This is a genomic window from Montanilutibacter psychrotolerans (assembly GCF_003719825.1).
Lineage (GTDB): Bacteria > Pseudomonadota > Gammaproteobacteria > Xanthomonadales > Xanthomonadaceae > Montanilutibacter > Montanilutibacter psychrotolerans.
This window is the reverse complement of record NZ_RIBS01000009.1, coordinates 1-23,492: the sequence shown is the minus strand read 5'-3', so window position 1 is coordinate 23,492 and position 23,492 is coordinate 1. Positions and strand designations below refer to the sequence as shown.

The following is a 23,492-nucleotide window of genomic DNA, read 5'->3' as shown; positions in this document are numbered from 1 at the left end:
ACAAGGAGTTGCTGCATGAACCCGATTGCCACGGTCACCCCTTCGACCTCGCACCTTTTCCCGGCACTGCGCACCACAAGCATCGCGCTCGCCGGCGCGCTCGTCCTCCTCCCCGCGGCGGCACTGGCACAGGATGTCGGCCCCACCGACACCAGCGCCGCACCCACCGAACAACCCACCACCGAAAGCGCCAGCGGCAAGCGATTCGCCGTGGTCGGCGGGTACGCACTGGCCGAGCCCACCCGCAATCCACAGATCGATGGCAGCCGCGTGCAGGCCGATGGCGATGGCGTCGCCACGCTCAGCGCGAGCTACTACGTCACCGACAACATCGCCGTCGAGGCGTGGGGCGCGGCCGACAAGCTCGGCCACCGCGTCAACACCGCCAACGGCAAGGCCGGCAGCGTCAACTCGCAGCCCTATGCGGTGAGCGGCCAGTACCACTTCCGCGACGCCGATTCGACCGTGCGCCCCTTCGTGGGCCTGGGCTACTACGAAAGCAACTACGACAACGAGAACGCCGCCCCCACTGGCGACCTCGCCGGCCGCCGCATCGGCGTGGAAACGGCCAAGGGCGCGATGGCGACGGCCGGCGTCGACCTCAACTTCACCCCGACCTGGTTCGCCCGCGCGGACATGCGCTACCTGCATGGCGGATCGGACGTGAAGCTGGATGGCGCCAACGTTGGCGAAGCAAAGCTCGAACCCGTGATGCTGGGCGTTGGCATCGGCGCGCGCTTCTGATCCAGGCCGCACCGGCCGCGGCAACCCACCCCCACGCAGGAGCCGGCAATCCGGCTCCTGCGTTGTCGTGCACCTGCCGCCTCAGGGATGCTCGGCCTCGGCGTGCACCTTCTCGCGCCTGAGCAGGTACAGGCCGCTGGCGACGATGATCGCCGAGCCCAGCCAGGTGATCGCATCGGGCAGCACGCCCCACAACCCCAGGTCCAACAGCACGCCCCACACCAGCGCGGTGTATTCGAGCGGTGCGATCTGCGAGGCCTCGCCAAGGCGGAACGCTTCGGTGATCGCGTATTGGCCAAACGCGCCGGACACGCCGACGCCGGCGATGATCCACAGGTCGCCGGCATCGATCGGCACCCAGTCCGGGATCGCCAGCACGCCGGCCCCGAGCGCGATCATCGTCATCAACCACACCATCATCGACTGCGTGCTGTCGGTGCGCGCCAGCACCCGCACGCTGATCGCGCTGATCGCGTACATCAGCGCCGCCAGCAGCACCGCCAACGAGGCCATGCTCATCAGGCCCTCGCCGGTCGGCCGCAGCAGCACCAGCACACCGACCAGGCCCAGCACGATCGCGGTCCAGCGACGCGGACCGACGTGTTCGCCCAGCATCGGCACCGAGAGCGCGGTGATCAGCAGCGGCGCGACGAAGAACACCGAGTACGCGGTCGACAGCGGCAATGTCTTCAGCGCAAACACGAACGAGGCCATCATCGCCACGCCCAGCACGCCGCGCAGCAGGTGCAGCGACCAGCGAACGCGCAGCAGCGGGCCGATGCCGGCGGTCGCCAGCGCCCAGACCAGCACCAGCGGCAACGACGCCGCACCGCGCAACGCCGCCACCTGGAAGGCCGGGTAGTGCGCGGAGAGCTGCTTGAGACCGGCATCCATCAGCGCGAACAGGCCGACGGCGAGCAGCATCAGCAGCACCGCGTTGCGCGTCTGGCGCGCGGTTCGTACGGGCGGCGCGCGACGGATTGGCGCGCCGCCGGGCGACGGGATCTGGGTTGCGGACATCGGGAGTCTCGACAGGAACGGTGAGGCACGCGTCGGTCACGCCGGGCGCGCGACCTCCGGGACGACGAGCCTGCCCGCAGGTCGGCAGCGCGGCAATAGCGCCGATGGTGTGTGCGTGCCTCCAGCCCGTCCGGCGTGGGGCCGGCGTGCCGAAGGATCACCGCGGCCCGGCCGTCATGCCCGCCCTCGATCCAGGTCTTCCGGACGGCATCTCAACCGGGCCGATCGGCCGGTCCGGCATCGCGAGCGACCGCCGGCATCCGTCGCAGCCGGCGACGCAGGCCCCAGTTGTAGGCGAGGTAGTAGCCCAGCAGCAGCCCGGCCACCGCCAGCATGCCGCCCTGTTGCGCGGCCCATTGGGCATGACCGACGCCTCCGTGCCAGGCCTGCCAGCCGCGCACCAGCCCGAACAGCAGGCGTCCGGCAACCAGCAGGCTCAGCGCCAGCACCAGCCAGCGGTTCGGCGTGTAAGCCCAGCCCTGTGGGAGGGTCTCGAAGCGGGTCAGCGCCAATCCGCCGAGCCCCAGCAGCATGCCCACGGCAGTACCGATCGCAGCGTGCGCGAGTGCCGCCTCCACCCAGAAGCCCAGCAACCAGCTGCTGACCAGCAGCAACAGGAGCGACACCGCCAGGGCGAATGCGTTGATCCGCAACGGCCACACCATCGCCCGACGCCGCGCGGTGCCGGCGCGGTAGCGCTGGCGCATCGCCACCGGCAGCAGCAGCAGCCACAACAGCACCAGCACCACCAGCAGCAAGGGAATCAGCAGCAGGGGCATCGCCGGCTCCGGGCGTGGGAGCGGTCAGCATAGCCGTGTGGCCTGGGACTTCCGCTGGTTTGCGCGCGCGTTGCCTGGCCGTTGTGGCCGTTGTGGCCGTCGTGCGGCGCGGCGTCGTGGACCGGCGGCGCCCGGCCCGGTCGCGGTTCCGCGTTCATAAACACGAGCCCTGCGCCGCACGGCCGGATGCCCCCCCATGAGCTCGCGCCCGACAGCCGATCCAACTTGGCTGCATGCCGCCGCCCCTGCGCTCGCGCTGGCGGCAACGCTTTGCCTCAGCAACTGCAAGGACCGCGACCCAGCCCCGGAATCGCCTTCGGGCGCGGAAAAGCCAGTGCAGCCGGTGGCGACGATCGGCCCGGACGATGCGCTGCCCGCCACCGCTCCACCGGCCACCTCCCCGGCCGTCGCGTTCGACGCGGCCAGCGTGCGCGAGAGCCAGGCATGGCTACCGCCGTTTCCGCTGCTGAAACCGCCCCAAGGCCTCCACGACGCCCCGATGCCCAGCAACATGGCCGGAACCGGCTTCGAGTACATGCAGGCCCGCGGGCATCCGATGCTGGTCGAGGGCCGGGTGCATCGCGCGCGCTACGCGTTGTCGCCTGCCGGTGCGCGGGCGTGGACGCCCGAGGCGTTTGCGCGGCACTACGCCAGGGAGATCACGGCGCTGGGCGGCATCGAGATCGGACGCGAAACACCGTCCGTCACGTTCCCGCCCACCACGTGCGAGGTCTGCCTGCCGCACACCTACCTGATCCGCCAGAGGAGCCGTGTGGTCTGGATTGAAGTGGCCAGCCAGGCCGATCGCGGTGAGTTGACCGTGGTGGAGCAGGCCGTGGTGGACCCGCCCCATTGAACGCGCGGCGAGATCGATCGCCGCGCACCGGGCGCGGTCGACCTCGCGCTGCGCCGGCCCGTCAGCCCTTCAGGCTGGCGATATCGATCACGAACCGGTACCGCACGTCGCCGCGGATCATGCGTTCGTAGGCGTCGTTGATATCGGCGATGTCGATCAGCTCGATGTCCGATGCGACGCCGTGCGCAGCGCAGAAGTCCAGCATCTCCTGGGTCTCGCGGATGCCGCCGATCAGCGAGCCGGCCAGCTTGCGACGGCGCAGGATCAACGGAAACGCCGCCACCGGCGCGGGCTCGTTGGGGATGCCGACGATCACCATGGTGCCGGCGAACTTCAGCAGCTCCAGATAGGCGTTGTAGTCGTGCTCGGCCGACACGGTGTCCAGGACCAGATCGAAGCGGCCGGCGAGTTGCTTGAACGTGGCCGGATCGCGCGTGCTGGCGAAGTCCGCCGCGCCCAGTTCCAGTGCCGCCGCGCGCTTGGATTCGGAGGTGCTGAGCACGGTGACGCGCGCGCCCATGGCGGCCGCCAGCTTGACGGCCATGTGCCCCAACCCGCCCAGCCCGACCACCGCGACCTCGTCGCCGGCCTTGACGCCGTACTGGCGCAGCGGCGAGTAGGTGGTGATGCCTGCGCACAACAGCGGCGCGGCGCGATCCAGCGGCATGCCCTTGGGAATGCGCAGCACGTAGTCCTGGTCGACGGTGATCCGCGTCGAGTAGCCGCCCCAGGTCGGGCGCGAACGATCGAAGCGGTGGGCGGCGTCGCGCTCGAAGCTGTTGTACGTGCCGCTCATGCCGAAGTCGCAGTGCTGCTCCTGGCCGGCCGTGCATTGCGGACAGGTGCGGCACGAGTCGACGAAGCACCCGACCCCGACCGCATCGCCCACCGCGTAGCGCGTCACCGCGCTGCCGACCTGGCTGACGCGTCCGACGATCTCGTGGCCCGGCACCATCGGGAAGTGGTTGCCGCCGCCCCATTCGTCGCGTGCCTGGTGCAGGTCGGAATGGCAGACGCCGCAATAGAGGATATCGATCAGGACCTCGTTCGGGCCTGGCTCGCGGCGTTCGATGGCATACGGCGCCAGCGGCGATTGGCCGTTCAACGCGGCATAGGCGGGAGTCTTGAGCATGGGGATCCTCGGAGCGACGGGGGCGCGGATGCCGCGACGTGGGGCGATCGACCACCAGTCTAGCCAACCCAGCCACGCCGGCGTCGCACGGGCGCAATGCGCGCGTCACACCGTGCTTGCGCTACCCTTTCGCCCCCACGATCCATGACCGGAGCCCGCCATGCCTTCCTTCGACGTCGTCTCCGAAGTCGACACCCACGAACTCACCAACGCCATCGACCAGGCCAATCGCGAACTCACCACGCGTTTCGACTTCAAGGGCGTCGACGCCAGGTTCGAGCTGGACGACAAGCTCATCAACCAGTCCGCCCCCAGCGATTTCCAGCTCAAGCAGATGGAAGACATCCTGCGCGCGCGTCTGATCGCGCGTGGCATCGACGCGCGCTGCCTGGAGTTCGGTGATGTCGAGACCAACCTCGCCGGCGCGCGCCAGAAGATCACCATCAAGCAGGGCATCGAACGCGACCTGGCCAAGAAGATCCAGGGCGCGATCAAGGACGCCAAGCTCAAGGTCGACAGCCAGATCAACGGCGACAAGCTGCGCGTGACGGGCAAGAAGCGTGACGACCTGCAGGCAGCGATGGCGCTGCTGCGCGCCAGCGAATACGAGCGCCCGCTGCAGTTCGACAACTTCCGTGACTGAGTCGCAGCCCGCCGGCGCCGCGCCTGCCACGGACGCCGAAGACCCGATCGCCGCCACCCGCCGCTGGCTGGAACGCGCGGTGATCGGGCTCAACCTGTGCCCTTTCGCCAAGGCCGTGTACGCCAAGCAACAGGTGCGATTCGTGCTCAGCGATGCGCACGACGAGGAGGCGTTGCTGGTGCAACTGGGCGAGGAGCTCGCGCGCCTGCAAGCGACCGACCCGGACGAGATCGACACGACGCTGATCGTGCACCCGCACGTGCTGGGCGATTTCCTCGACTACAACGACTTCCTGGACCTGGCCGACGCGGCCGTCGAGGAATTGGGCTACGAGGGCGAGATCCAGGTCGCCAGCTTCCATCCGGACTACCAGTTCGCCGGCAGCGACATCGACGACGTGGGCAACTGCAGCAACCGCTCGCCCTACCCGATGCTGCACCTGCTGCGCGAGGCCAGCGTCGAGCGCGCGGTGGCGGCATTTCCGGACCCGGAAGTGATCGTCGAGCGCAACCTCGAAACGCTGGAGAAGCTGGGAATCGAGGGCTGGCACAAGCTGCTCGCGCCGTAACGACAGCACGCTCCTGGACTTCCCGCCCCCTGGACCTCCTCCTGCCCTCGGGCACGGGAGGCCAGGCGGCCCGGACCCACGGCCGCGCGCGACGGGCCGTCCGCCCGGGTCAGCCGTTGAACAGCTGCTCGATGTCGGCCGGGCCGAGCACCCGCCATTCGCCGGGCGCCAGCCCGTCCAGGGTCAGGCCGCCGATGCGGCTGCGGTGCAGTGTGTCGACGTGGTTTCCCACGGCGGCGAACATCCGCCGCACCTGGTGATAGCGCCCCTCGATCAGGGTCACCCGTGCGTGGCGCGCATCGACCGCGCTGAATCCGGCAGGCGCCAACGGCTCCTTTTCCGACTCCAGCATCAGCGTGCCACTGCCGAACACGGCGGCCTCGTCACCGCGCAGGTCCGAGGCCAGCGCGGCCTCGTAGACCTTGGCCAGGTTGGCCTTGGGCGAGACGATGCGGTGCAGCAGGCCGCCGTCGTCGGTCATCAGCAGCAGCCCGCTGGTGTCGCGGTCCAGCCGCCCCACCGTCGACAGCAATGGCGCGCGCAGGCGATAGCGCGGCGGCAGCAAGTCGTAGACCACGCGACCGGGGTCCTTGGTCGAGCAGGTGTAGCCGATCGGCTTGTGCAGCATCAGCACCAGGCCGGCGGGCGGGTCCAGCGGTTCTTCGTCGATCCGCACCGCGTCGTGTTCGACCTGGTCGTCGGCGTAAAGCACCTCGCCGTCGGCGTCGGTGACACGGCCCTCGCGGAACATCGCCGCGACCTGTTTGCGGCTGCCATACCCCAGGTTGGCGATCCGCTTGACGAGTTTCATCGCGGCCGCCTCAGTAGCGGCCGCGCCGCAACGCCGCCTTGCCGGCGGCGCGCGTGTCGGGCGACGGGGTGCGCGTGGGCATCGCCTTGATCGCCTCGACGATCTTGAACCCGTCGCTCTGCGCGACCGTGCGCACGTTGCCGAAGGTCTCGCTCAGCACCGCCTCGTAAGGCAGGTGGCGGTTGGCCACCAGCCACAGTCGGCCACCGGGCTTGAGCGCTTCGGCGGCGACCGCGATGAAGCGACGGCCGATGTCCGGACGGTCGGCGCGGCCCTGGGTGTGGAACGGCGGGTTGGTCACGATGACGTCGTACACGCCGCTGCCGACGCCAGCGGTGACGTCGTGCCAGCGGAAATCCAGCGCCGCACGCGACTGCTGGCCGGCCAGGTTTGCACGCGCGAGCGTCAGCGCGCGCGCCTCGGCCTCGAACAGGTCGACCGTGTTGATGCCCGGGCAGCGGGCCAGCAGCTCGGCGGTGAGGTAGCCGAAACCGGCGCCGAGGTCGGCCGCGCGCCCGGCCAGATCGGCCGGCAGGTGGCTGACCAGCAATTTGGAGGCCGGGTCGATGCGATCCCAGGCGAACACGCCGGGGCGGCTGGTGAAGCGCCCGCCCTCGATCTGGCGCGGGGCGTCCAGCGTGGCCCATTGCGCGGCCAGTGCCGGGTCCGCGGCGCCCTGCAGGGGTGCGGTCCAGAACACCCGGCACTTGTTCTTGCTGAGGTTGGCGACCGCACCGGCGATGCGCGCCAGGTCGTCCTGCGCCGAACGCGCGCCTTCGTTGTTCTCCACGCACGCCAGCACGCGTCCGCCGGGCGCGGTGCGCGCGATGGCGCGCGCGAACAGGGCCCGCGATTCCTCGCGCTGGCGCGGCGGCAGCACCATCACCAGCGGATAGCGGCGGCCGTCGTCGGCCTCGTCGTCGACCAGCGTGAAACCGGCCTGCTCCAGGGCCAGGGCATCGGCGCGGAAACTCTGCGCGCAGACCAGCCCCGGCAGCGCCTGCTGGTGCAGCGGCCAGCCCTCACGGGCGCGCAGGAACAGCGCACCGCCTTCACCGGGCCAGGACAGCAGGACGTCGGCAAACGGCAGCAACAGGGTTTCGAGCGCGGGATCGGTCTGGCCGGCAGGCACGGGGGTTCTTCACAACGGGAACGGGTGCGAAGTTTACGTGGCGCGGGGAACGAGTGGGCGGGAGGGGGAACCCCGCCCCGGCGGGAAGCACTGGCACAGGCCCTTGCCGACGCTTCCTACCCGCCCCGGAACCCTGCGCCCGGTCTACTCGCCGTTGCCAGCGCGCAGGTCGATGCCCAGCTCGATTGCCAGTGCCTGCATGGCCTCGTCATCGGTGCTGCGGGTGATCCACCCGGCGCAGGCATCGCTGCCGGTCTGCCAGGTCCACAGCGTGTAGCCGCGCGAACGCAGCTGGTCGTAGGCGATCGACACCAGCTCGGGCACCTCGGCGCGGGCGAGGAATTCCTCGTCGCCGGCGTCCTCGACGCCCCAGTCGATCCACAACCGCCAGCGCGAGACCAGTTGCTCGATCGCATCGATGGCGCCGGTGACATCGTCGCCGTCAACGAAGAAGCCCGACTGCCAGTCGATCAGGTCACGCAGCACCCACACCGGCTCCAGTCCGGAGTACGCCGGATCGCCGAGCGCTTCCTGGTAGGTGACGAACTGCGCCACCGCGGTTTCTTCGTCGCCGGGGTTGATCAGCTGCAGCAACAGCCAGACGCGCGCCTCGGGCGAGTCCTCGTCCAGGTCCTCGGGCGCCGGGCCGTCGTCGTCTTCGTAGTCGTCCATCGTCAGCACCGGGGGTTGCGGCCGTCCGCATCGCGTCGGCATTAGAGCATCGCCACCGCCGTCGCGCACTGCCGCGCCCGGCGGTGCACCGCGCGGCGCGTCAGTGTTCGCCCACGCGCCCGCGATCGAGCCACACCGCCAGACCGCGTGCGTTGAGCTCGATGTCCATCTCCAGCACGGCAAGTATCTCGCCCTCGCTGTGCGGGATGCCGTGCATGCGCGCGTGGCCCAGGAACAGTGCGGTGAGCCGCTCGACCAGCATCCGGTGCCGCGCCGTCTCGCCATCGCACGACCGCGCGATCGCGACCATCGCGTCGATCTGCGTGATCAGGTCGGCGCCCAGCCGGGCGGCATCGCCGACGCGTCCGTAGTGGGTGAGGTAGATCGATTCGGGATGGCGCGCCAGCAGCGTCGCGATCGACGCCTTCAGTGGCTGCGGCTCGAACTGCACCGGCGTGGTGGTGGGAATCACGAACGCGGCGCCGCCAACGTCCAACTCGCGGTACGAGACGCCGAACGTGTCGCCGGCGAACCAGCCGCGGCTGCGCTCGTCCCAGATGCAAAGGTGGTGACGGGCGTGGCCGGGCGTGTCCACGCACACCAGCGGTCGCCCGGCGAGTTCGATCACCTCGCCATCGCCAACCACGCGTACGCGCTCGGCCGGCGTGGCCATGACCTCGCCGTAGCTGCGCGTCATTTCCTCCTCGCCGTACACCACGGTGGCGCCGGCGATCAGGCGTGCCGGATCGAGCATGTGCGGCGCGCCGCGCGGATGCACGACGAGCCGCGCGTTGGGCAACTCGCGCATCAACGCGCCGGCGCCGCCGGCGTGATCCAGGTGCACGTGCGTCAGCATCAGCCAGTCGACCGCGTCCGGTTCCAGACCCTGCGCCGCCAGCGCCGCGAGCATCGCAGGAACCGAATGCTGCGTGCCGCAGTCGACGAACGCCGCGCGCCCCTGCTCGACGATCAGGTAGGCCGCGTCGAAATGCGGCCGCTGAAAGCCCGTGTCTACCGTGGTGATGCCGTGGGACGGGTGCATTGTGGACGTCCGCCTGCTGAAGGAATGAAAGACAAACACGACCGCGCGCGGCGGTCGCTCAGGCCTCGTCCACCGCGAACTGCGCCAGCGCCTCGACCACCTCGGCCAGCTCGACGCCCTCGTGCAGGTGGCCGATCACGTCTTCGCCCAGGTGCAGTGCGGCCGATTCCATGTGCCGCAGCGCCGAGCCGCCCTCCTGCTTGAGGCGCGCGACCAGCTGGCCCGCGTCGCGCGCGGACGCGTGGCCGATGCTCTGCAGCAGCAGGCGGTCGCCATCGACCAGCTTGAAGTAGAACCGGCCATCGGCCTCCCGGTACTGCTTGAACACCGGAAGCACCGCCTTGGCGACCTTGGCATCGGTACTCGTCGATGCGCGCGACAGGTCGCGATAGCCGACCGCCTCGCGCAGCTGCCGCATCAACGGTGCCGCGTGCCGCTCGCGCAGGCGGTGCGCACCGTCGCGCAGGATCGCCTCGATCTCGGCCGGCCTGGCCATCAGCGCCTCGTACTTCACGCGCAGCGGCGCGACCTCGGCGTCGATGCGTTCGAACAGGGCCTGCTTCGCATCGCCCCAGCCGATGCCGTCGGCGAATGCCTGGCGCATCGCGGCCGTCTCGGCGTCGCTGGCGAACGCCTGGTACAGCTGGAACACGTGCGAAGCGTCGGCATCCTTGGCCTCGCCCGGCGCCTTGGAGTCGGTGAGGATGGAGAAGATCAGCTTGCGCAGCTGCTCACGCGGCGCGAACAACGCAATGGTGTTGTCGTAGCTCTTGCTCATCTTGCGGCCGTCGAGCCCCGGCAACGTCGCCACGCTCTCGTCGATGATCGCCTCGGGCAACGTGAAGTGCTCGCCGTAGAGATGATTGAAGCGCTGCGCGAAGTCGCGCGCCATCTCGATGTGCTGGACCTGGTCACGACCGACCGGAACCTTGTGCGCGTTGAACAGCAGGATGTCGGCCGACATCAGCACCGGGTACATGAACAGGCCGGCGGTGATCGCGGCATCGTCATCGAGCTGGTCGGCGCGGTTCTTGTCGACCGCGGCCTTGTACGCATGCGCGCGGTTGAGCAGGCCCTTGCCGGCGACGCACGTCAGCAGCCAATACAGTTCGGCAGTCTCGGGGACGTCGCTCTGACGGTAGAACCACACCTTGTCCGGCTCCAGGCCACAGGCCAGCCAGGTCGCGGCGATCTCCAGCGTGGAGCGCTGCACGCGCGCCGGATCCTGCACCTTGATCAGCGCGTGGTAGTCAGCCAGGAAGTAGAAGCTCTCGACACCTTGCATGCGACTGGCCGCCACGGCCGGGCGGATCGCGCCGACGTAGTTGCCCAGGTGCGGGGTGCCGGAGGTGGTGATGCCGGTAAGGACGCGGGTCGCAGCCATCGAAACACAACGCCAGGAAAACGGGGGACCGCAGTTTACCCACACCGCCGCAACCCCGTCCGCGCCGGCCACGCGTTGCAAGCAGCGTCCACCACGGAGAGCACCGTCATGTCCCGCCTCGCCTCGCTGCTGTGCAATGCCCTGCTGATCGCCACCACCGCGCTGGCGACCGCCTGTTCGCCCGTTTCCGCCCGTGGCCTGGTGGATGTCGCCGTCGTCGATCGCGACAGCGGCCAATGGCTGGAACCGGTCCACCACCGTGGCAAGCGCTGGATCGCCGGCACCCCAGGCCACCGCTACGGCGTGCGCCTGACCAACACCAGCGGCGAGCGCGTGCTGGTAGTGCTGTCGGTCGATGGCGTCAACGCGGTGACCGGGCAGACCGCCCACCCGTCCCAGGCCGGCTACGTGCTGAGCCCCTGGCAGAGCACCGAGATCTCCGGCTGGCGCAAGTCGCTCGACGACGTCGCCCAGTTCGTGTTCACCGACCTGCCCGACAGCTACGCCGCGCGCACCGGTCGCCCCGACAACGTCGGCGTGATCGGCGTGGCGGTGTTCGAGGAATCTCGCCCGATCCGCTACGACTACCCGCCGCCGGTTGCCGGCATGGAACGCGATCGCGCGGCAAGCAAGGCGGCAGCGCCGGCTGCCGATGCGGCCGCCTCGGGTGCGATGCGTGAGCAATCGGCCCCGCAGCGTATCGGCACCGGCCACGGCCAGCGCGAGTGGTCGCCGGTGTCACGCACCGATTTCGTGCGCGCCTCGCGCAGCCCGAGCCAGGTGAGCGAACTGCGCTACGACGACCACGACAACCTCATCGCGATCGGCGTGCTGCCGCGCTATCCGCGCTGGCCGCAACCGCGCCGCGATGGTCCGGAAGCGTTCCCGAACGGCTTCGTCGCCGATCCGCCGCGCTGGTAAGCCGCGCAGCACGCAACACACGCGCAAACGAAAGGACCGGGAATCCGGTCCTTTCGTGTCCTTGCACGATTGCATGCGATGGTTGTGTCAGCGCGGCCCGGCATGCGGGCCACGCCGCGTTGCGCGCTGGCTCAATTCAGCGTCTTGCCGAAGTCGGTGACCTCGCGGTCGGCGCGTTCGCGATCCCAGCCATACCGCTCCTGCAGCCTGCCGGACAGATACTCGGCATTACCGGCGGCGACGTCGAAGTCGTCATCGGTGAGATCGCCCCATTTGGCCTGGGCCTTGCCCTTCAGCTGCGTCCACTTGCCGGCAATGATGTCTTTGTTCATCGAACGATCCTCTCTTTGCGGGGAAGTGCGGCCCGCGTGGTGCGACGACCGCGACGCAAGCATCGCAACGAGGGCGTTGGCGCGAGGTCGTCATTGCGTTAGCCGACGCTTGATCTTGGTGAACGCGATCTTCGTGAACGCGAGTTGCGACGCGCTCGCACTTGCGCGGTGAACGCGAAAGGGCCGGATCGCTCCGGCCCTTTCGGTTGCGCACTTCGATGGCATGCGCGCGATGGCCTGCTCAGGCGGGCCGAGCGGTGTGGCTCAGCACTTGCCGTCCTTGCAGTCTTCTGCCTTGTCCTCAACCTTCTCGCCGGCCTTCTGCACGTCCTTGCCGGCACCGGCCATGGTGTTGCAGCCGCCCAACGTCGCCATCGAGAACATGGCCAGCATCATCAGAATGATCAGTCGCTTCATCGCTTTCTCCTCGTGCGGTTGCGTCGTCTAACGGGGTGCGGGTGGTCATCACACCCTGCCCAGCGATCAGAACCGCGCCGGCGTGAACCCGACGTGCAAGTCGTGCGCGGGCGTCAGCGGCGATTCATCGTGACGATCACGCCGTCTTCGCACGGTACGAATTCGGCGGTCACCGGCCGTTTCCGCAATCGCATCGAAGCGCGCGGCAAGTCGCGGCGATGTAGCGCGGACAAAAACAGCAACGCCCGCATCTATCGATGCGGGCGTTGGCAACCACCGGCGTCCGAGCGGATCAGTCGTGCATCAGTCGCGCATCAGCGTCGACTTGCCGAACAGGCTTTCGACCAGGTCGACTGCCAACTCGGCAGTGGTGTTGTGCGAATCCAGCACGGGATTGAGCTCGACGATGTCGAGCGAGGCCATGCGCCCGGTGTCGGCGATCATTTCCATCACCAGCTGCGCCTCGCGGTAGTTCGGGCCGCCCGGCACGGTGGTACCGACGCCCGGTGCGATGCTCGGATCGAGGAAGTCGACGTCGAAGCTCACGTGCAGGTGGGTGTTCTCGTCCACGCCCTCTAGCGCTTCCTCCATCGCGCGACGCATGCCGACTTCGTCGATGTAGCGCATGTCGTAGACATCCAGGCCGTGCTGCTTGACCAGGCGCTTCTCGCCCTCGTCGACCGAGCGGATGCCGATCTGGCGGATCACGCTGGGCTGGATCGCCGGGCCTTCGCCGTCCAGGTGGGTCAACTCGCGTGGCCCGAGGCCACACAGGCACGCAACCGGCATGCCGTGCACGTTGCCCGATGGCGTCACCTGACTGGTGTTGAAGTCGGCATGGGCGTCGAGCCACAGCACGCGCAGCTCCTTGCCCGTCTCGCGGCAGTGGCGCGCGACGGCGGTGATCGACCCCAGGCCCAGGCAGTGATCGCCGCCGAGCATGATCGGCATGCGCCCATCGCGTAGTTCGGCCAGCACGGCCTCCATGACCAGGCGATTCCACTGCACCACCTCGTCCAGGTGACGGTAACCCTCCACCGGCGGCTGCCACGGATTGCGCGGCCCGTCGAGGTTGCCGCGGTCCAGCACGTCGACACCGCGCGCCACCAGGGCTTCGGCGATACCGGCGATGCGCAGCGCTTCCGGTCCGAGCCGCGCGCCGCGGTGCCCGGCACCGACGTCGGTCGGCGCACCAATGATCGAAACCGGCGGGTAGCTACGGCTCATGCGGGGTCCTTTTCCGGGCGCAACCGGAATCGACGCGGTCGCGCTGCGGTCTTTTGAAGGTGCGGCTGTCGGCACCGCAAGGCCGGGCCAGCACGTTGATCTGGAAGGATTACAGAAACAGGGCTTCCGCTTCGTGCCCCCAAATATGCCCCCTGCTGCGGTCGCCAGGGCGCTACATTCGCCCCCTAGTGTAGCGGGCGCACCGGCTCGCTTGGACCACCTCGGGAGCAGCCCGTGGATTGGGGACCTGCCGGTGCGCTCTGAGTAGAGCTTGTGAGGCCTGGCAACTAAACTGGGGGCTGACAATTCATTCAAGCCGAAGCCGCTTCGCGGCTCGGCTTGATTTCAGGCGTTAGGCCACTGGATCTAGCGTTTCGGAGTTCGATACTACGTATGTCGCAAGCCTTGATTCCCCCAATGGTTGCGCACGTTGCGCTCGCTGGCTTCCTCTATGTCCTACTCACCGTCGCCCGGGCTCCGGCCGTGTGGGGCATCGGGCGCCGAACTGATGGCAGCAATCCTTGGACCGCTGTCGAGAAGCGTATCAGCGCCAATCTATCCAATCAGTTCGAGTGGCCGCTGTTCTTCCATGTTGCATGCCTGATACTTCTCCAGTTTCAGCCAAGCTCCGCTGCAGTGGCTCTGGCGTGGATCTTCGTCATCGGCCGGCTCCTGCACAGCGCAGTCCAGATTCTCACCGGCAATGTTCGGCTCAGAGGTGTCGTGTTCACGGTTAATTTCCTTGCCGTGATCGGTCTCTGGATCTACGTCTTCATGGCTGCCGGAAATTCGCCAGTGGTCTAACAATTCATTCAAGCCAAAGCCGCTTGGCGGCTCGGCTTAGTTTCAGGCCTTAGGCGCCAACCAAGCCGTCTCGTGGACTGAGGAACGGGCATGTCAGAGATCACTGGAGTCAGGTTTGTTCTCGCTGTTCTGAACCTGGATAGATCAACCGACTACTACACATCGGTGCTGGGACTTGGGATCGACTTTGAAGCGCCGGGTTGGTCGTTCCTATCCCGCGGAAGCTTCCGCGTCATGCTGGGCGAATGCATTGATGCAATTCCTCCAGGAGAGCTTGGAGACCATTCCTACTACGGATACATCACCGTCGCGGACGTGGACGCTCTCTACGCTGAGTATCAACAATCCGGAGTGCAGTTCACGCAGTTGTTGGCCAGCAAACCTTGGGGCATGCGAGAGTTCGGCATCCGTACGCTGGACGGTCATAGGCTGATGTTTGGACAAGAATTGTGAGCGCCACCCCATTGGCGCCTGACAACACCATGTGGCGGCCTACCCGCAACGGCCCATTCAAGCCGAAGCCGTTTCGCGGCTCGGATTAATTCGACGTTGGGCGCCACAGGGATTTCCATGGAAAATCAGGATTGGACAGAGGCGGAGTACCTCGCGCATCTGGCGGACGAGCGCCGCATGTTCGCCTGGGTTCTCCACTACTACGGATCACTTTCGGCAACGGATGCTCGTGACGCAGCTCTCGCGTTCTATCCCTACGAGGAGCCTGGCGACCTTCGCGGGCTGATCTTCCATGACGAGGCATGGCACTGGGCTATGCTTCGCATCCATGGGGAGGGCTACTGGCGAACTCGTGCTGAGTTCCTGCATCCATCACAGGAGTATCGTGATGCTTGGTTGGCGCAGGAACCAGCCAGTGGCGCCTAACCACTCCTTCAATTCGATGCCACTTCGCGGCTCGGCTCGATCTCAGGCGTCAGGTGACAGTGGAGCGTTATGACATTGCTCGTCAGATGGCTCACGGCATCCGAACTCGAGTGGGCTAATTCACGCTATGCGGAAGTAGATTTCCTGCCATCGCCTGCGTCAGACCTTGTCGCAGTTGCCGAACTCAATGGAACGGCCGCGGGCCTGGGCAGGGTGACTCACATTGCGCCAGGTATTGGCGAGCTTGGCGGCATGTACGTGTTCCCTGAGCACAGAGGGGTGGGCGCATCCAAGTCTCTGATCCAGTTCCTTATTTCACAGTCCAATCTCGCGACGCTCTATTGCCTGCCGTTCGAGCATCTGGATGGGTTGTATCAGGCTGCCGGCTTCAAACCTTGTGATCCGGGCCCATCTGTTCCGGGAAAGGTCATGGAAAAACACGCTTGGTGCAACGCCCGATACCCTGACCCGGTATTACTCATGTGTCGCGCGGCGTTGCCGCCCGTCAGCTAACAGTTCACACAGGTCGAAGCTGCTTCGCGGCTCGGCTTAGTTCAGGCGTTAGGCCTCGAGAAATGACCGATACTCCTCTCAATCCCGATGCAGTGCATGACCGTGAAAGCTTTATCCGCTTTGTTGAGGCGCTTATAAGAGACCGAGAACAGGCGGAGAACCTGGAGCGGGACCATCCCGAAATGTATCGATGGGGTGGCGCAAATGAATGGCAGAACGGCTCAATCTCCTCCTTCTTGGATTGCGCTCTAGCCGGTGCGGAAGCGCAGGATGATTGGGGCGTTGCCCAAGGGCCAAGCTGGAGGGATCTTGCCGTCTTTCTGTTTCTAGGGAAGATCTATGAATGAGCTGGGGCCTAACAGGTTGCGCTCGCACCCGATGCATGGGTAGCGGACAGGGTCACGCGTGAGGCCTGTACGGCCTCCCGGCGCGCCTGAGGTTGGGTGCAAGATGGAGGCTTATCCAGATCCTCGCCCAGCCTGCGGCGCTAATTTCGGCAGCCGTCATGCATCGCGGCGAGTGCCGCCACTCGCTGGGCTTGCGCAGACGCCAACGCGGTGAAGGTCAAAGACCCGCTCGATTTCGAAGTGCTCGCCGCATGTTGGGCACCGGCCGCCGGTCAAACGCGAACCGGTCATGAGCCGTCCAACGCAGCGCGCGCCGCTTCCAACGGGTCCGCCGCTTCCACGCTGCGCGGTTGCGGGTTATCCGCCGCCGGGGCGTAGGCAGGGGCGCCCCGGAACATCACGCAACAAAAAACCCCGCGTTTGCAGGGTTTCGTGGCATCGCTGGGTTGTCCTGGGACCGCCTGAAACCGGTCCTTGGTGCCGGCTGTCGGAATCGAACCGACGACCTACTGATTACAAATCAGTTGCTCTACCAACTGAGCTAAGCCGGCGCGGAGCCGCATTCTAGCTTGCCGCCGGGCGATCAGCGCAGCGAGCGGCAATCGAGTTGACGACGTTCGGTCGCGGCGACCAGCGTCTGCGCCTTGCCGGCATCGAAACCGGCCGCTGCAGCGACATCGAGCCAGTACACAGTGGTTGCATCGCCCTCGCCGCCAACCGGCGCGGCCTGCGCCGGAATTCCGGCCGCGACCAGCGCGTCGGCGCGCTTGCGGGCGGCGGCCTCGCTGCCATAGCGGCCGAGCGCCACCGAGTTGGCCTCGGCCCCCTCGCGCACGACGAAATAGTCGCTGAAGCCGGCAGCAGCAATGCGCTGGGCGGCGGCATCGGCGGCCGCGGCATCCGCGGACGGCGGCTGGAACACCCGCCAGCCTCGGCCCCGCGACGGCTCCTGCTTGCGCACCGACACACGCTCGACCAAGGGCTTGACCTGCACCTGAGCCTGCGCCACCGCTCCGGTGCTGGCGAAAGGACCCAGGCTCAGACATTGCGCGGTAGGCGCTGGGGGAACGGCCGCTTCCGCAGCGGGCGTTTCGGCAGCAGGCGCTTCGACCGCGGCGGTCGCGGTGGTGGTGGGTGCGGCGGGTTTCTCCACCAGGGCATCGCTGCCATTGCCGGCGGCCGCAGCGGCGTGGATGGCCGTCGCGGCGGCCTCGCTGGTCAGCTGAAGGCGTTGCGCGCCAACCGGCAGCGGCGCTGGTGCGGCCTTGGGAGGCGGGCCGCGCAGCAGCCACCACGTGGCGACGCCAAGGTTGAGTACAAGCAGCAGGACGAGAAGGGCGCGAGTCAGCATGGCCGGATTGTATCGGCGCCCACGGCGGTCGCACCGGCACCGCGCGCCCAGATCGCGAGTCCTTCCAGCACCAGCGTCGGGGCCCAGCTCGCCATCGGCAGCTGTGCCAGCAGCACCTCGCCACCACCGCCGTGCAGGTACAGCGCGGGGCTGGTGCCCAGTTGCTTTCGCGCCGCGGCCAGGCTGTGTCCGATCAACGCGATCGCCGCGCCATCGCAACCCGATGCCAGGGCGTCCTCGGTGTCCGCCGCGAACTCGTGGTACTCGCCGCCCAGCACCGGCAGGTGCGGCGCGCGCAGATTCAGCGCCTCACGCATGAGCGTCGGCGATGGCGCGATGCGGCCGCCCAGGTGCCGGCCGTCGGCATCGAGCAGATCGACGGTGATTGCCGTGCCGACACCGCAGACCAGCGCGGCACCACCGCGACGGCGCGCCGCCAGCAACGCAAGGAACCGGTCGACGCCGAGCTTTCGCGGCTGCGCGTAGGCGATGCGCAAACCCGCGAACGTGGACTGCGTGCGCGCCACCGAGATGCGCGGGCAATGCGCCGCCAGGGTCGCGAGCACCTGCGCTGTCAACGCACTGCCCGAGACGCTGGCCACGCAGGCTAGATCGAAACGCGCCGGGAGGAACTGGCGCAGCTGCGCGGCCACCTCGCCTTCACGGTGCGGCAGCGCGACCACCTCGCCGATGCCGCCGTCGGCGGCCAGTGGCGCGCACTTGAGACGGGTGTTGCCGAGGTCGAACAACCAGGTCGCCATCAGCCCGCCGCTCCGAGTCGGCGCACGCTGACCTCGCCCGAATGCACGTGGCGCTCTTCGCCATCGCCACCACCGCCGGCCACGCGCACGCGCAGCGCACCGTCGTCGGCGAGACCGAGCGCGGTCGCCGTGTAGTCGCCAGCGGCGGCGTGCACCACCACGGTCTGGCCGGCCAGTGCGTCGAGCACCGCGTGACGGGGCAGAAACGCGGCCAGCCCGCTGTCGTCGAACGCATCCAGCGCTGGCAGCAGGCGATCCAGGACGGCGGCGACGATGCGGTCGCGCGGTGGCGTTGCCTGCGCGGCCAGCTGCGACAGGTCGCACCACGGCTGGTCGATCAGCGCGGCCTGGGCAGCCGGCATGCGCACGTTGAGGCCCAGGCCGAGCACCGCGCGCGCCGGGCCGGCGTGTTCGCCGCCGCCCTCCACCAGCAGTCCGCCCAGCTTTCGCAAACCGCCGTCATCGCCGACCACCACCAGGTCATTCGGCCACTTCAGCCGCACCTGCGCGTAGCCCAGTTCGTGCATCGCCTCGGCCACGGCGATGCCGGCCACCAGGCTCAGCCCGCCCAGCCGCGCCAGGCCGCCGGCGAAGGTTCGCGACAACGACAGGTAGATGTGCGCGGCCAGTGGCGAGGTCCATTCGCGCCCGCGTCGTCCACGCCCGCCGGTCTGGCGTTCGGCCAGCAGCACGCTGCTGGCGCCGTCTGCCGCGCAACCGCGGCGCAGCAGCTCGCTGTTGGTGGAGTCGATCGTCCAGGCAACGTCCAATGCAGACAATCGCGCCGATGCGGCGTCGCTCAGCCCGGCGCGGATGCGATCGGCATCGAGCAGGTCGATCGGCGCGGCGAGCGCGTAACCGCGACCGGCCTGCGCCGAGATGGCGACGCCGGCCTCGCGCAGCGCTTCGATGCGTTTCCACACGGCCGCGCGGCCGAGGCCGGTGGCGCCGGCGAGCGCGTCGCCGCTGGCGGGGCCCGCGATCAGGCGTTGCAGCAATGCGCGTTCGTCCATCACCACCACTCCCAGGTCACCATGGCCCTTGCGCATCACGAGGACCGACGCCAACGACGCAGCAGGCGCACGCCGGCAAACCGCGACTCGGTGCCGGCGCGCAGGCGCGCCAGATTGCCGCGGTGCGTGAACAACACCAGCAGCGCCACCGCGCACGCGAACACCACCCGGGTCAGCGACGCGTCGCTGCCCAATGCCAGCACCGGCAGCAACAGGGCCCCACAGATGCTGGCCAGGCTGACGTAGCCGCTGATCACCAGCACCAGCAACCACAGGGCCACCACGCCCAGAAGCGCCCAAGGCCACATCACGGCCAGGCCACCCACCAGCGTCGCCACGCCCTTTCCGCCACGGAATCCGTGCCACACAGGCCAGACGTGGCCGAGCACGGCCGCGAGCGCGGCGGCATGGGCGTACGCGCCCGGCACCAGCGCGTCGCTGCCGGCGGCGTATCGCCATGCCAGCCACGTCGCGAGGGCGCCTTTGCCGATATCCAGCACCACCACGCCCAGCGCAAACCTGGCGCCCTGGGTGCGCAACGCGTTGGTGCCGCCGGCATTGCCGCTGCCGTGCTGACGGATGTCGACGCCACGCAGCCGACCCAGCAGCAGGCTGCCCGACAGTGAACCGATCAGGTAAGCCAGCAGCACCAGCACGACGCCGGGCAACGCGGGCGGGGTGCCCGACGTGGCAGAGGAAATCAGTGCGAGAGCGGATCCGGGCATCGGGCAATTATGCGCGAGCCCCGCGTCACACCATCAACGGCCCTGGTCCGGAGCCGGCTGCAGCGAGACCACCAGCGCACCACGCCCCGCGTGCGCGCCAATCGCCGGGCCGGTCTCGACCAGGTGCGCCTGCGCGATCAGGAGTCGACGGCTCAACTCCCAGAGAACGCGCTCGCCGTCGGCCAACGCATCGCAATGACCGACGATCAGGCGCCACCGGGTGGACGCCGAAAGTCGCCGCGCGAGGTAGCGCGCAAACACCTCGGGCGCGCGTCGGCGTGCAAGCAGTCCGGCCGCCACGCCAAGGCGGCCATCGGCGCGAAAGCGCGCGACCGGTGTCAGCCCGCTCAAGCGCACCATCGGTCCGGCCCATGCCGGGATGCGTCCGCCGCGCACGGCATGCGAGATGTCCCGCGCCATCGCCCAGGTCAGCGTCAACGGGCGAAGCCGTTCGAGCTCGGCAGCGATCTCGGCCATGTCCCGGCCGGCCGCCGCAAGTTCCGCCGCACGCCACGCCAGCAGCGCCTGGCCGCCGGCGGCGTTGACGCTGTCGAACACGCGGATGCGATCGCCACCCAGGCGCTGGGCGACATGCTCGGCGGCCTGCACCGTGCCCGACACGGCACGCGACACGCCGATGTAGAGCAGCTGCGGGTGGTGGGCGAGCAGGAATTCGAACGATCGGCGGAAGTCGCCCGGTGACGGCTGGCTGGTGGTTGGCAGTGGCGCGTTGCCGCCGGCCGCCGACGCCGCCATGCGCCGGTAGAACTCGGCTGTCGACAGTCCGACCTTGTCGAGGTAGTCGCGGCCATCGACGCTGACGCGCACCGGCACGACGTGGATGGCAAGCCGTTGGGCAAGTTCTTCGGGAAGGTCGGCGGCGCTGTCGGTGGCGATCGCCACACGCACCGCCGATGCCTGGCTGATCTGCTGCATCAGCATGTCGTCGGCCTTCATCGACTCGACCGTACCGAACTGGGCGCAGGCGTCGAACAGCCGCTGCGGTGACGCCACGTGCGCATGCACGCGCATGCGGGTCGCGCCACCGGCCAGAACCAGCGATTCAGCATCGATCGAATCGAGCGCATCGCGCAGCACCTCGCGACGGATGCCGTTGCCCAGCAGCAGGCACTCGGTGCACCAACGGTGCTCCGGGTCGCAGTCGTCGTGGGCGAGCGCCGCGGCGTCGGCGACAACGCCATCGTTGACCGCCTCGACACCACCGCGGATGCGCATTGCCCGCGGCCCGCCGTCGACGAACTCCGCGATGCCCTCGAGCAGATCGACGAAGCCCTGCGCGCCGGCGTCGACCACGCCGGCGCGCCGCAGCAGCGGCATCTGCGAAGGCGTCGCGGCGAGCGCCCGGCGGGTGCACAGCAGCGCCGTGGCGAACCCCGCGCGTGGATCGTTGCCGCCGGTCCGCGCCGCGTCGTCGAGCGCATCGGCAAACGCATCGATGACGCTGAGGATCGTGCCTTCGACCGGATGGGCGAGTGCGGCGCGGGCGCCGTCGGCACCGCGTCGCACCGCGGCGGCAAGGGTGGCCGAATCGAGCACGGGGGCGTTGCGGGCGTGCTCGGCCAACCCGTACAGGAACTGCGCGAGAATCGCCCCGGAATTGCCGCGCGCACCGTCGATGGCCTCATCGCCAACGGCCGTCAGCAACTGACCGATGTGGCGACTGCGACGCCCGAGCGCACCGTTGAGCAGGCTGCCCAGCGTGTGGGCGAGGTTGCTACCGGTATCGCCATCGGCCACCGGAAACACATTGATGCGGTTCAACGCATCGCGGGCGGCGATCACGCGACGGGCACCGGCCACCAGCGCCAGCCGCAGGGCCGGGGCGGTCAACGCAGCGGGATTGGAAGCGTCAGCAGGAACATCAACGGGACCAGGCATGCAGCGAGTCTGCCGCAGCTGCCTGCGACCGCCGCGCTGCAACGCAGCATCTGTCAACCCCCCACAGCCATGTTTTAGCGCTATAGTCCGGAGCTACCACGGGCTTCGGCCTCCCTAGGACATCGCCATGATCCGGACTTGCCTGTGCCTGCTGATGTGCCTCGCCAGCGCCGGCGTGGCTGCCCGTGAAGTGCGGCTGTCCGACGCCAATGGCGGAAGCGGCGGCTGCCCCAACAAGCAAGAGGCCGTTGCCGTCGAGCGTGAGGCGCCGCGCGCCACCACCGGCCGCCGCGGTCCGGTCCCGGCGCGCGAAACCAAGGTTCGGCCCAGCGTCCCCGGCGATGCCGCCGGCGGCCGTGGCTCCTCGCCGCGCTGGCACAGCTTCCTGCCGGGCATGTTTCGCTGAGCTTGACTGACTGAGTCTGCCTGCCTGAACACGCTGCTGCACCGCAGCAGCTCTTTGGCGATCCGGCCCCCGGATCGGCCGCTGCCGACCTGATGCCCTTGTTGCGATTGCTGCGACACCTGCGTCGCCCGCCGACGATTGCCCCCGACCTCTGGCGCGATGCCCGAAACGCGCTGCCGTGGCTGCACGGCCTGAATGCCGAACGCGAGCATCGTCTGCGGCATCTCGCGGCGCGCTTCCTGCACGAAAAGGCGATCACGCCCGTTGCAGGGCTGCAGCTCGATGACGTTCAGCGCTGCATGCTGGCGGCGCTGTGTTGCCTGCCGATGGTCGAGTTCGGCGCCGAAGGCCTGAAGGGTTGGTCGCAACTGATCGTCTACCCGGACGCGTTTCGGGTGGATCGCAGTCACGTCGATGCCGCCGGCGTGCTGCACGAATGGGAAGACGAACTGGCCGGCGAGGCCTGGGAGGCCGGTCCGGTGATCCTGTCGTGGGCGGACGTGCTGGCCGATTGCGAGGACCCGCGCGCCGGCTCTTGCGTGGCCGCGCACGAGATCGCCCACAAGCTCGACCTGCTGGACGGCGTGCTCGACGGCACCCCCGCCCTCCCGCGCGCGTGGCAGCGCGAGTGGGCCCGCGATTTCAAGCGGACCTACGATCGATTCGTCGAACGCGTCGACGCCGGCGAGGAAACCGCCATCGACAGCTACGCGGCGCAAGCGCCCGACGAGTTCTTCGCCGTCGCCAGCGAATACCACTTCAGCGACCCGCAATTGCTGCGCGAGCAGATGCCGGAGGTCGCACGGCACCTGGAGCGCTTCTACGGCCCTGCCCCGTTCGGGGCATCGGATCGCTAGCGGTGATCTCCAGTAGGCAATGCACCGCTTGCCCGCCACACCACCGCGACAGCCCGCGCACCAACTCGTAGGGCGCATTAGCCGACGGCGTAATGCGCCGGACCGGACGCCCGATGAGGACCCACTTCGACGTGCAAATCCGGCGCAATGCCCTTCGGTTATTGCGCCCTTGTATCTTCAACCCACCAGCGATGGGCTGGTGATCCGGGGGCACTCGGATCGGTGCAGGGAGAGACTGTTTGCGCCCTGAGACTGCG

Annotated in this window: 27 protein-coding genes, 1 tRNA gene and 1 pseudogene; 12 read left to right on the top strand and 17 right to left on the bottom strand. The window is 68.4% G+C overall.

Annotated elements, in window-relative coordinates:
* Window positions 1-15 precede the first annotated feature (15 nt).
* The gene (locus EER27_RS14880) at window positions 16-744 is read left to right on the top strand and encodes an OmpW/AlkL family protein (protein ID WP_123088927.1); all 729 of its coding nucleotides are present in this window, start codon (window positions 16-18) and stop codon (window positions 742-744) included.
* Window positions 745-825: 81 nt separating this feature from the next.
* Here the strand turns inward: EER27_RS14880 and EER27_RS14875 are convergent, their stop codons facing one another.
* Both EER27_RS14875 and EER27_RS14870 read right to left on the bottom strand, forming a co-directional pair.
* Window positions 826-1,668, bottom strand: a complete 843-nt coding sequence (locus EER27_RS14875) for a DMT family transporter (protein ID WP_123089007.1) — start codon at window positions 1,666-1,668, stop codon at window positions 826-828.
* 308 nt (window positions 1,669-1,976) lie between these two features.
* On the bottom strand, window positions 1,977-2,543 hold the full coding sequence (locus EER27_RS14870; RefSeq protein WP_123088926.1) for a CcdC protein domain-containing protein: 567 nt from the start codon (window positions 2,541-2,543) through the stop codon (window positions 1,977-1,979).
* Window positions 2,544-2,739: 196 nt separating this feature from the next.
* Here EER27_RS14870 and EER27_RS14865 point away from each other — a divergent pair, with 196 nt between their 5' ends.
* On the top strand, window positions 2,740-3,399 hold the full coding sequence (locus EER27_RS14865) for a hypothetical protein (RefSeq protein ID WP_123088925.1): 660 nt from the start codon (window positions 2,740-2,742) through the stop codon (window positions 3,397-3,399).
* 61 nt (window positions 3,400-3,460) lie between these two features.
* Here EER27_RS14865 and EER27_RS14860 read toward each other — a convergent pair whose 3' ends face one another.
* Window positions 3,461-4,531 carry an NAD(P)-dependent alcohol dehydrogenase gene (locus EER27_RS14860; RefSeq protein ID WP_123088924.1) on the bottom strand — a complete coding sequence of 357 codons (1,071 nt, stop codon included), beginning with the start codon at window positions 4,529-4,531 and terminating at the stop codon, window positions 3,461-3,463.
* Between the two features lie 160 nt (window positions 4,532-4,691).
* Between EER27_RS14860 and EER27_RS14855 the strand changes: the two genes are divergently transcribed.
* Window positions 4,692-5,174: a YajQ family cyclic di-GMP-binding protein gene (locus tag EER27_RS14855; RefSeq protein ID WP_123088923.1), complete on the top strand. Its 483-nt coding sequence runs from the start codon at window positions 4,692-4,694 to the stop codon at window positions 5,172-5,174.
* Window positions 5,167-5,742, top strand: a complete 576-nt coding sequence (locus tag EER27_RS14850) for a DUF1415 domain-containing protein (protein WP_123088922.1) — start codon at window positions 5,167-5,169, stop codon at window positions 5,740-5,742. Before EER27_RS14855 ends, EER27_RS14850 begins: the two co-directional genes overlap by 8 nt.
* A 109-nt stretch (window positions 5,743-5,851) precedes the next feature.
* Here EER27_RS14850 and EER27_RS14845 read toward each other — a convergent pair whose 3' ends face one another.
* The 5 genes and pseudogenes from EER27_RS14845 to EER27_RS14825 form a co-directional block, all read right to left on the bottom strand.
* Window positions 5,852-6,553 (bottom strand): pseudouridine synthase, encoded by a 702-nt coding sequence (locus EER27_RS14845; protein ID WP_123088921.1) that lies wholly within the window; start codon window positions 6,551-6,553, stop codon window positions 5,852-5,854.
* Window positions 6,554-6,563: 10 nt separating this feature from the next.
* The gene (locus EER27_RS14840; protein ID WP_123088920.1) at window positions 6,564-7,685 is read right to left on the bottom strand and encodes a class I SAM-dependent methyltransferase; all 1,122 of its coding nucleotides are present in this window, start codon (window positions 7,683-7,685) and stop codon (window positions 6,564-6,566) included.
* Between the two features lie 144 nt (window positions 7,686-7,829).
* Window positions 7,830-8,357, bottom strand: a complete 528-nt coding sequence (locus EER27_RS14835; protein ID WP_123088919.1) for a DUF6630 family protein — start codon at window positions 8,355-8,357, stop codon at window positions 7,830-7,832.
* Between the two features lie 100 nt (window positions 8,358-8,457).
* Window positions 8,458-9,399: an MBL fold metallo-hydrolase gene (locus EER27_RS14830; RefSeq protein WP_123088918.1), complete on the bottom strand. Its 942-nt coding sequence runs from the start codon at window positions 9,397-9,399 to the stop codon at window positions 8,458-8,460.
* 196 nt (window positions 9,400-9,595) lie between these two features.
* Window positions 9,596-10,783: pseudogene (locus EER27_RS14825) on the bottom strand (tryptophan--tRNA ligase); the annotation flags it as partial.
* 108 nt (window positions 10,784-10,891) lie between these two features.
* On the opposite strand from EER27_RS14825, the gene EER27_RS14820 reads away from it, so the two are divergent.
* Window positions 10,892-11,704 carry a hypothetical protein gene (locus EER27_RS14820; RefSeq protein WP_223807364.1) on the top strand — a complete coding sequence of 271 codons (813 nt, stop codon included), beginning with the start codon at window positions 10,892-10,894 and terminating at the stop codon, window positions 11,702-11,704.
* A gap of 131 nt (window positions 11,705-11,835) precedes the next feature.
* Here EER27_RS14820 and EER27_RS14815 read toward each other — a convergent pair whose 3' ends face one another.
* The 3 genes from EER27_RS14815 to rocF all read right to left on the bottom strand — a co-directional run bounded on the left by EER27_RS14815 (window position 11,836) and on the right by rocF (window position 13,680).
* A complete protein-coding gene (locus EER27_RS14815; protein WP_123088916.1) occupies window positions 11,836-12,036 on the bottom strand; it encodes a CsbD family protein in 201 nt (66 codons plus the stop codon).
* A 264-nt stretch (window positions 12,037-12,300) separates the two neighbouring features.
* A complete protein-coding gene (locus EER27_RS14810) occupies window positions 12,301-12,453 on the bottom strand; it encodes an entericidin A/B family lipoprotein (RefSeq protein WP_123088915.1) in 153 nt (50 codons plus the stop codon).
* Window positions 12,454-12,756: 303 nt separating this feature from the next.
* The gene (gene rocF / locus EER27_RS14805) at window positions 12,757-13,680 is read right to left on the bottom strand and encodes an arginase (protein ID WP_123088914.1); all 924 of its coding nucleotides are present in this window, start codon (window positions 13,678-13,680) and stop codon (window positions 12,757-12,759) included.
* A 393-nt stretch (window positions 13,681-14,073) separates the two neighbouring features.
* Here rocF and EER27_RS14800 point away from each other — a divergent pair, with 393 nt between their 5' ends.
* The 5 genes from EER27_RS14800 (at window position 14,074) to EER27_RS14780 (ending at window position 16,223) form a co-directional block, all read left to right on the top strand.
* Window positions 14,074-14,484 (top strand): MAPEG family protein, encoded by a 411-nt coding sequence (locus EER27_RS14800; RefSeq protein ID WP_123088913.1) that lies wholly within the window; start codon window positions 14,074-14,076, stop codon window positions 14,482-14,484.
* 90 nt (window positions 14,485-14,574) lie between these two features.
* Entirely contained in the window at window positions 14,575-14,937 is a 363-nt protein-coding gene (locus EER27_RS14795) for a VOC family protein (RefSeq protein ID WP_123088912.1), read from the top strand.
* 117 nt (window positions 14,938-15,054) lie between these two features.
* Window positions 15,055-15,363: a hypothetical protein gene (locus tag EER27_RS14790; protein ID WP_223807363.1), complete on the top strand. Its 309-nt coding sequence runs from the start codon at window positions 15,055-15,057 to the stop codon at window positions 15,361-15,363.
* Window positions 15,364-15,432: 69 nt separating this feature from the next.
* Window positions 15,433-15,876, top strand: coding sequence for a GNAT family N-acetyltransferase (locus EER27_RS14785; RefSeq protein ID WP_123088911.1), 444 nt, complete (start codon window positions 15,433-15,435; stop codon window positions 15,874-15,876).
* A gap of 62 nt (window positions 15,877-15,938) precedes the next feature.
* Window positions 15,939-16,223, top strand: coding sequence for a hypothetical protein (locus EER27_RS14780; RefSeq protein ID WP_123088910.1), 285 nt, complete (start codon window positions 15,939-15,941; stop codon window positions 16,221-16,223).
* Between the two features lie 475 nt (window positions 16,224-16,698).
* Here EER27_RS14780 and EER27_RS14775 read toward each other — a convergent pair.
* The 6 genes from EER27_RS14775 to EER27_RS14750 form a co-directional block, all read right to left on the bottom strand.
* A tRNA-Thr gene (locus tag EER27_RS14775) sits at window positions 16,699-16,774 on the bottom strand.
* A gap of 32 nt (window positions 16,775-16,806) precedes the next feature.
* Window positions 16,807-17,574, bottom strand: a complete 768-nt coding sequence (locus EER27_RS14770) for an SPOR domain-containing protein (RefSeq protein WP_123088909.1) — start codon at window positions 17,572-17,574, stop codon at window positions 16,807-16,809.
* Window positions 17,568-18,335, bottom strand: a complete 768-nt coding sequence (locus EER27_RS14765) for a type III pantothenate kinase (RefSeq protein WP_123088908.1) — start codon at window positions 18,333-18,335, stop codon at window positions 17,568-17,570. Before EER27_RS14765 ends, EER27_RS14770 begins: the two co-directional genes overlap by 7 nt.
* The gene (gene birA, locus EER27_RS14760; RefSeq protein ID WP_123089005.1) at window positions 18,335-19,348 is read right to left on the bottom strand and encodes a bifunctional biotin--[acetyl-CoA-carboxylase] ligase/biotin operon repressor BirA; all 1,014 of its coding nucleotides are present in this window, start codon (window positions 19,346-19,348) and stop codon (window positions 18,335-18,337) included. The genes EER27_RS14765 and birA overlap by 1 nt, the downstream gene beginning before the upstream one ends.
* Window positions 19,349-19,383: 35 nt before the next feature.
* Window positions 19,384-20,073 carry a glycerol-3-phosphate 1-O-acyltransferase PlsY gene (plsY, locus tag EER27_RS14755; protein ID WP_123088907.1) on the bottom strand — a complete coding sequence of 230 codons (690 nt, stop codon included), beginning with the start codon at window positions 20,071-20,073 and terminating at the stop codon, window positions 19,384-19,386.
* Window positions 20,074-20,106: 33 nt separating this feature from the next.
* Entirely contained in the window at window positions 20,107-21,972 is a 1,866-nt protein-coding gene (locus tag EER27_RS14750; protein ID WP_148041045.1) for a DegV family protein, read from the bottom strand.
* Window positions 21,973-22,099: 127 nt separating this feature from the next.
* Here EER27_RS14750 and EER27_RS14745 point away from each other — a divergent pair, with 127 nt between their 5' ends.
* Window positions 22,100-22,378 carry a hypothetical protein gene (locus EER27_RS14745; protein ID WP_123088905.1) on the top strand — a complete coding sequence of 93 codons (279 nt, stop codon included), beginning with the start codon at window positions 22,100-22,102 and terminating at the stop codon, window positions 22,376-22,378.
* A gap of 92 nt (window positions 22,379-22,470) precedes the next feature.
* Complete coding sequence (locus EER27_RS14740; protein ID WP_123088904.1) at window positions 22,471-23,235, top strand: M90 family metallopeptidase; 765 nt, start codon at window positions 22,471-22,473, stop codon at window positions 23,233-23,235.
* Window positions 23,236-23,492: the final 257 nt, after the last annotated feature.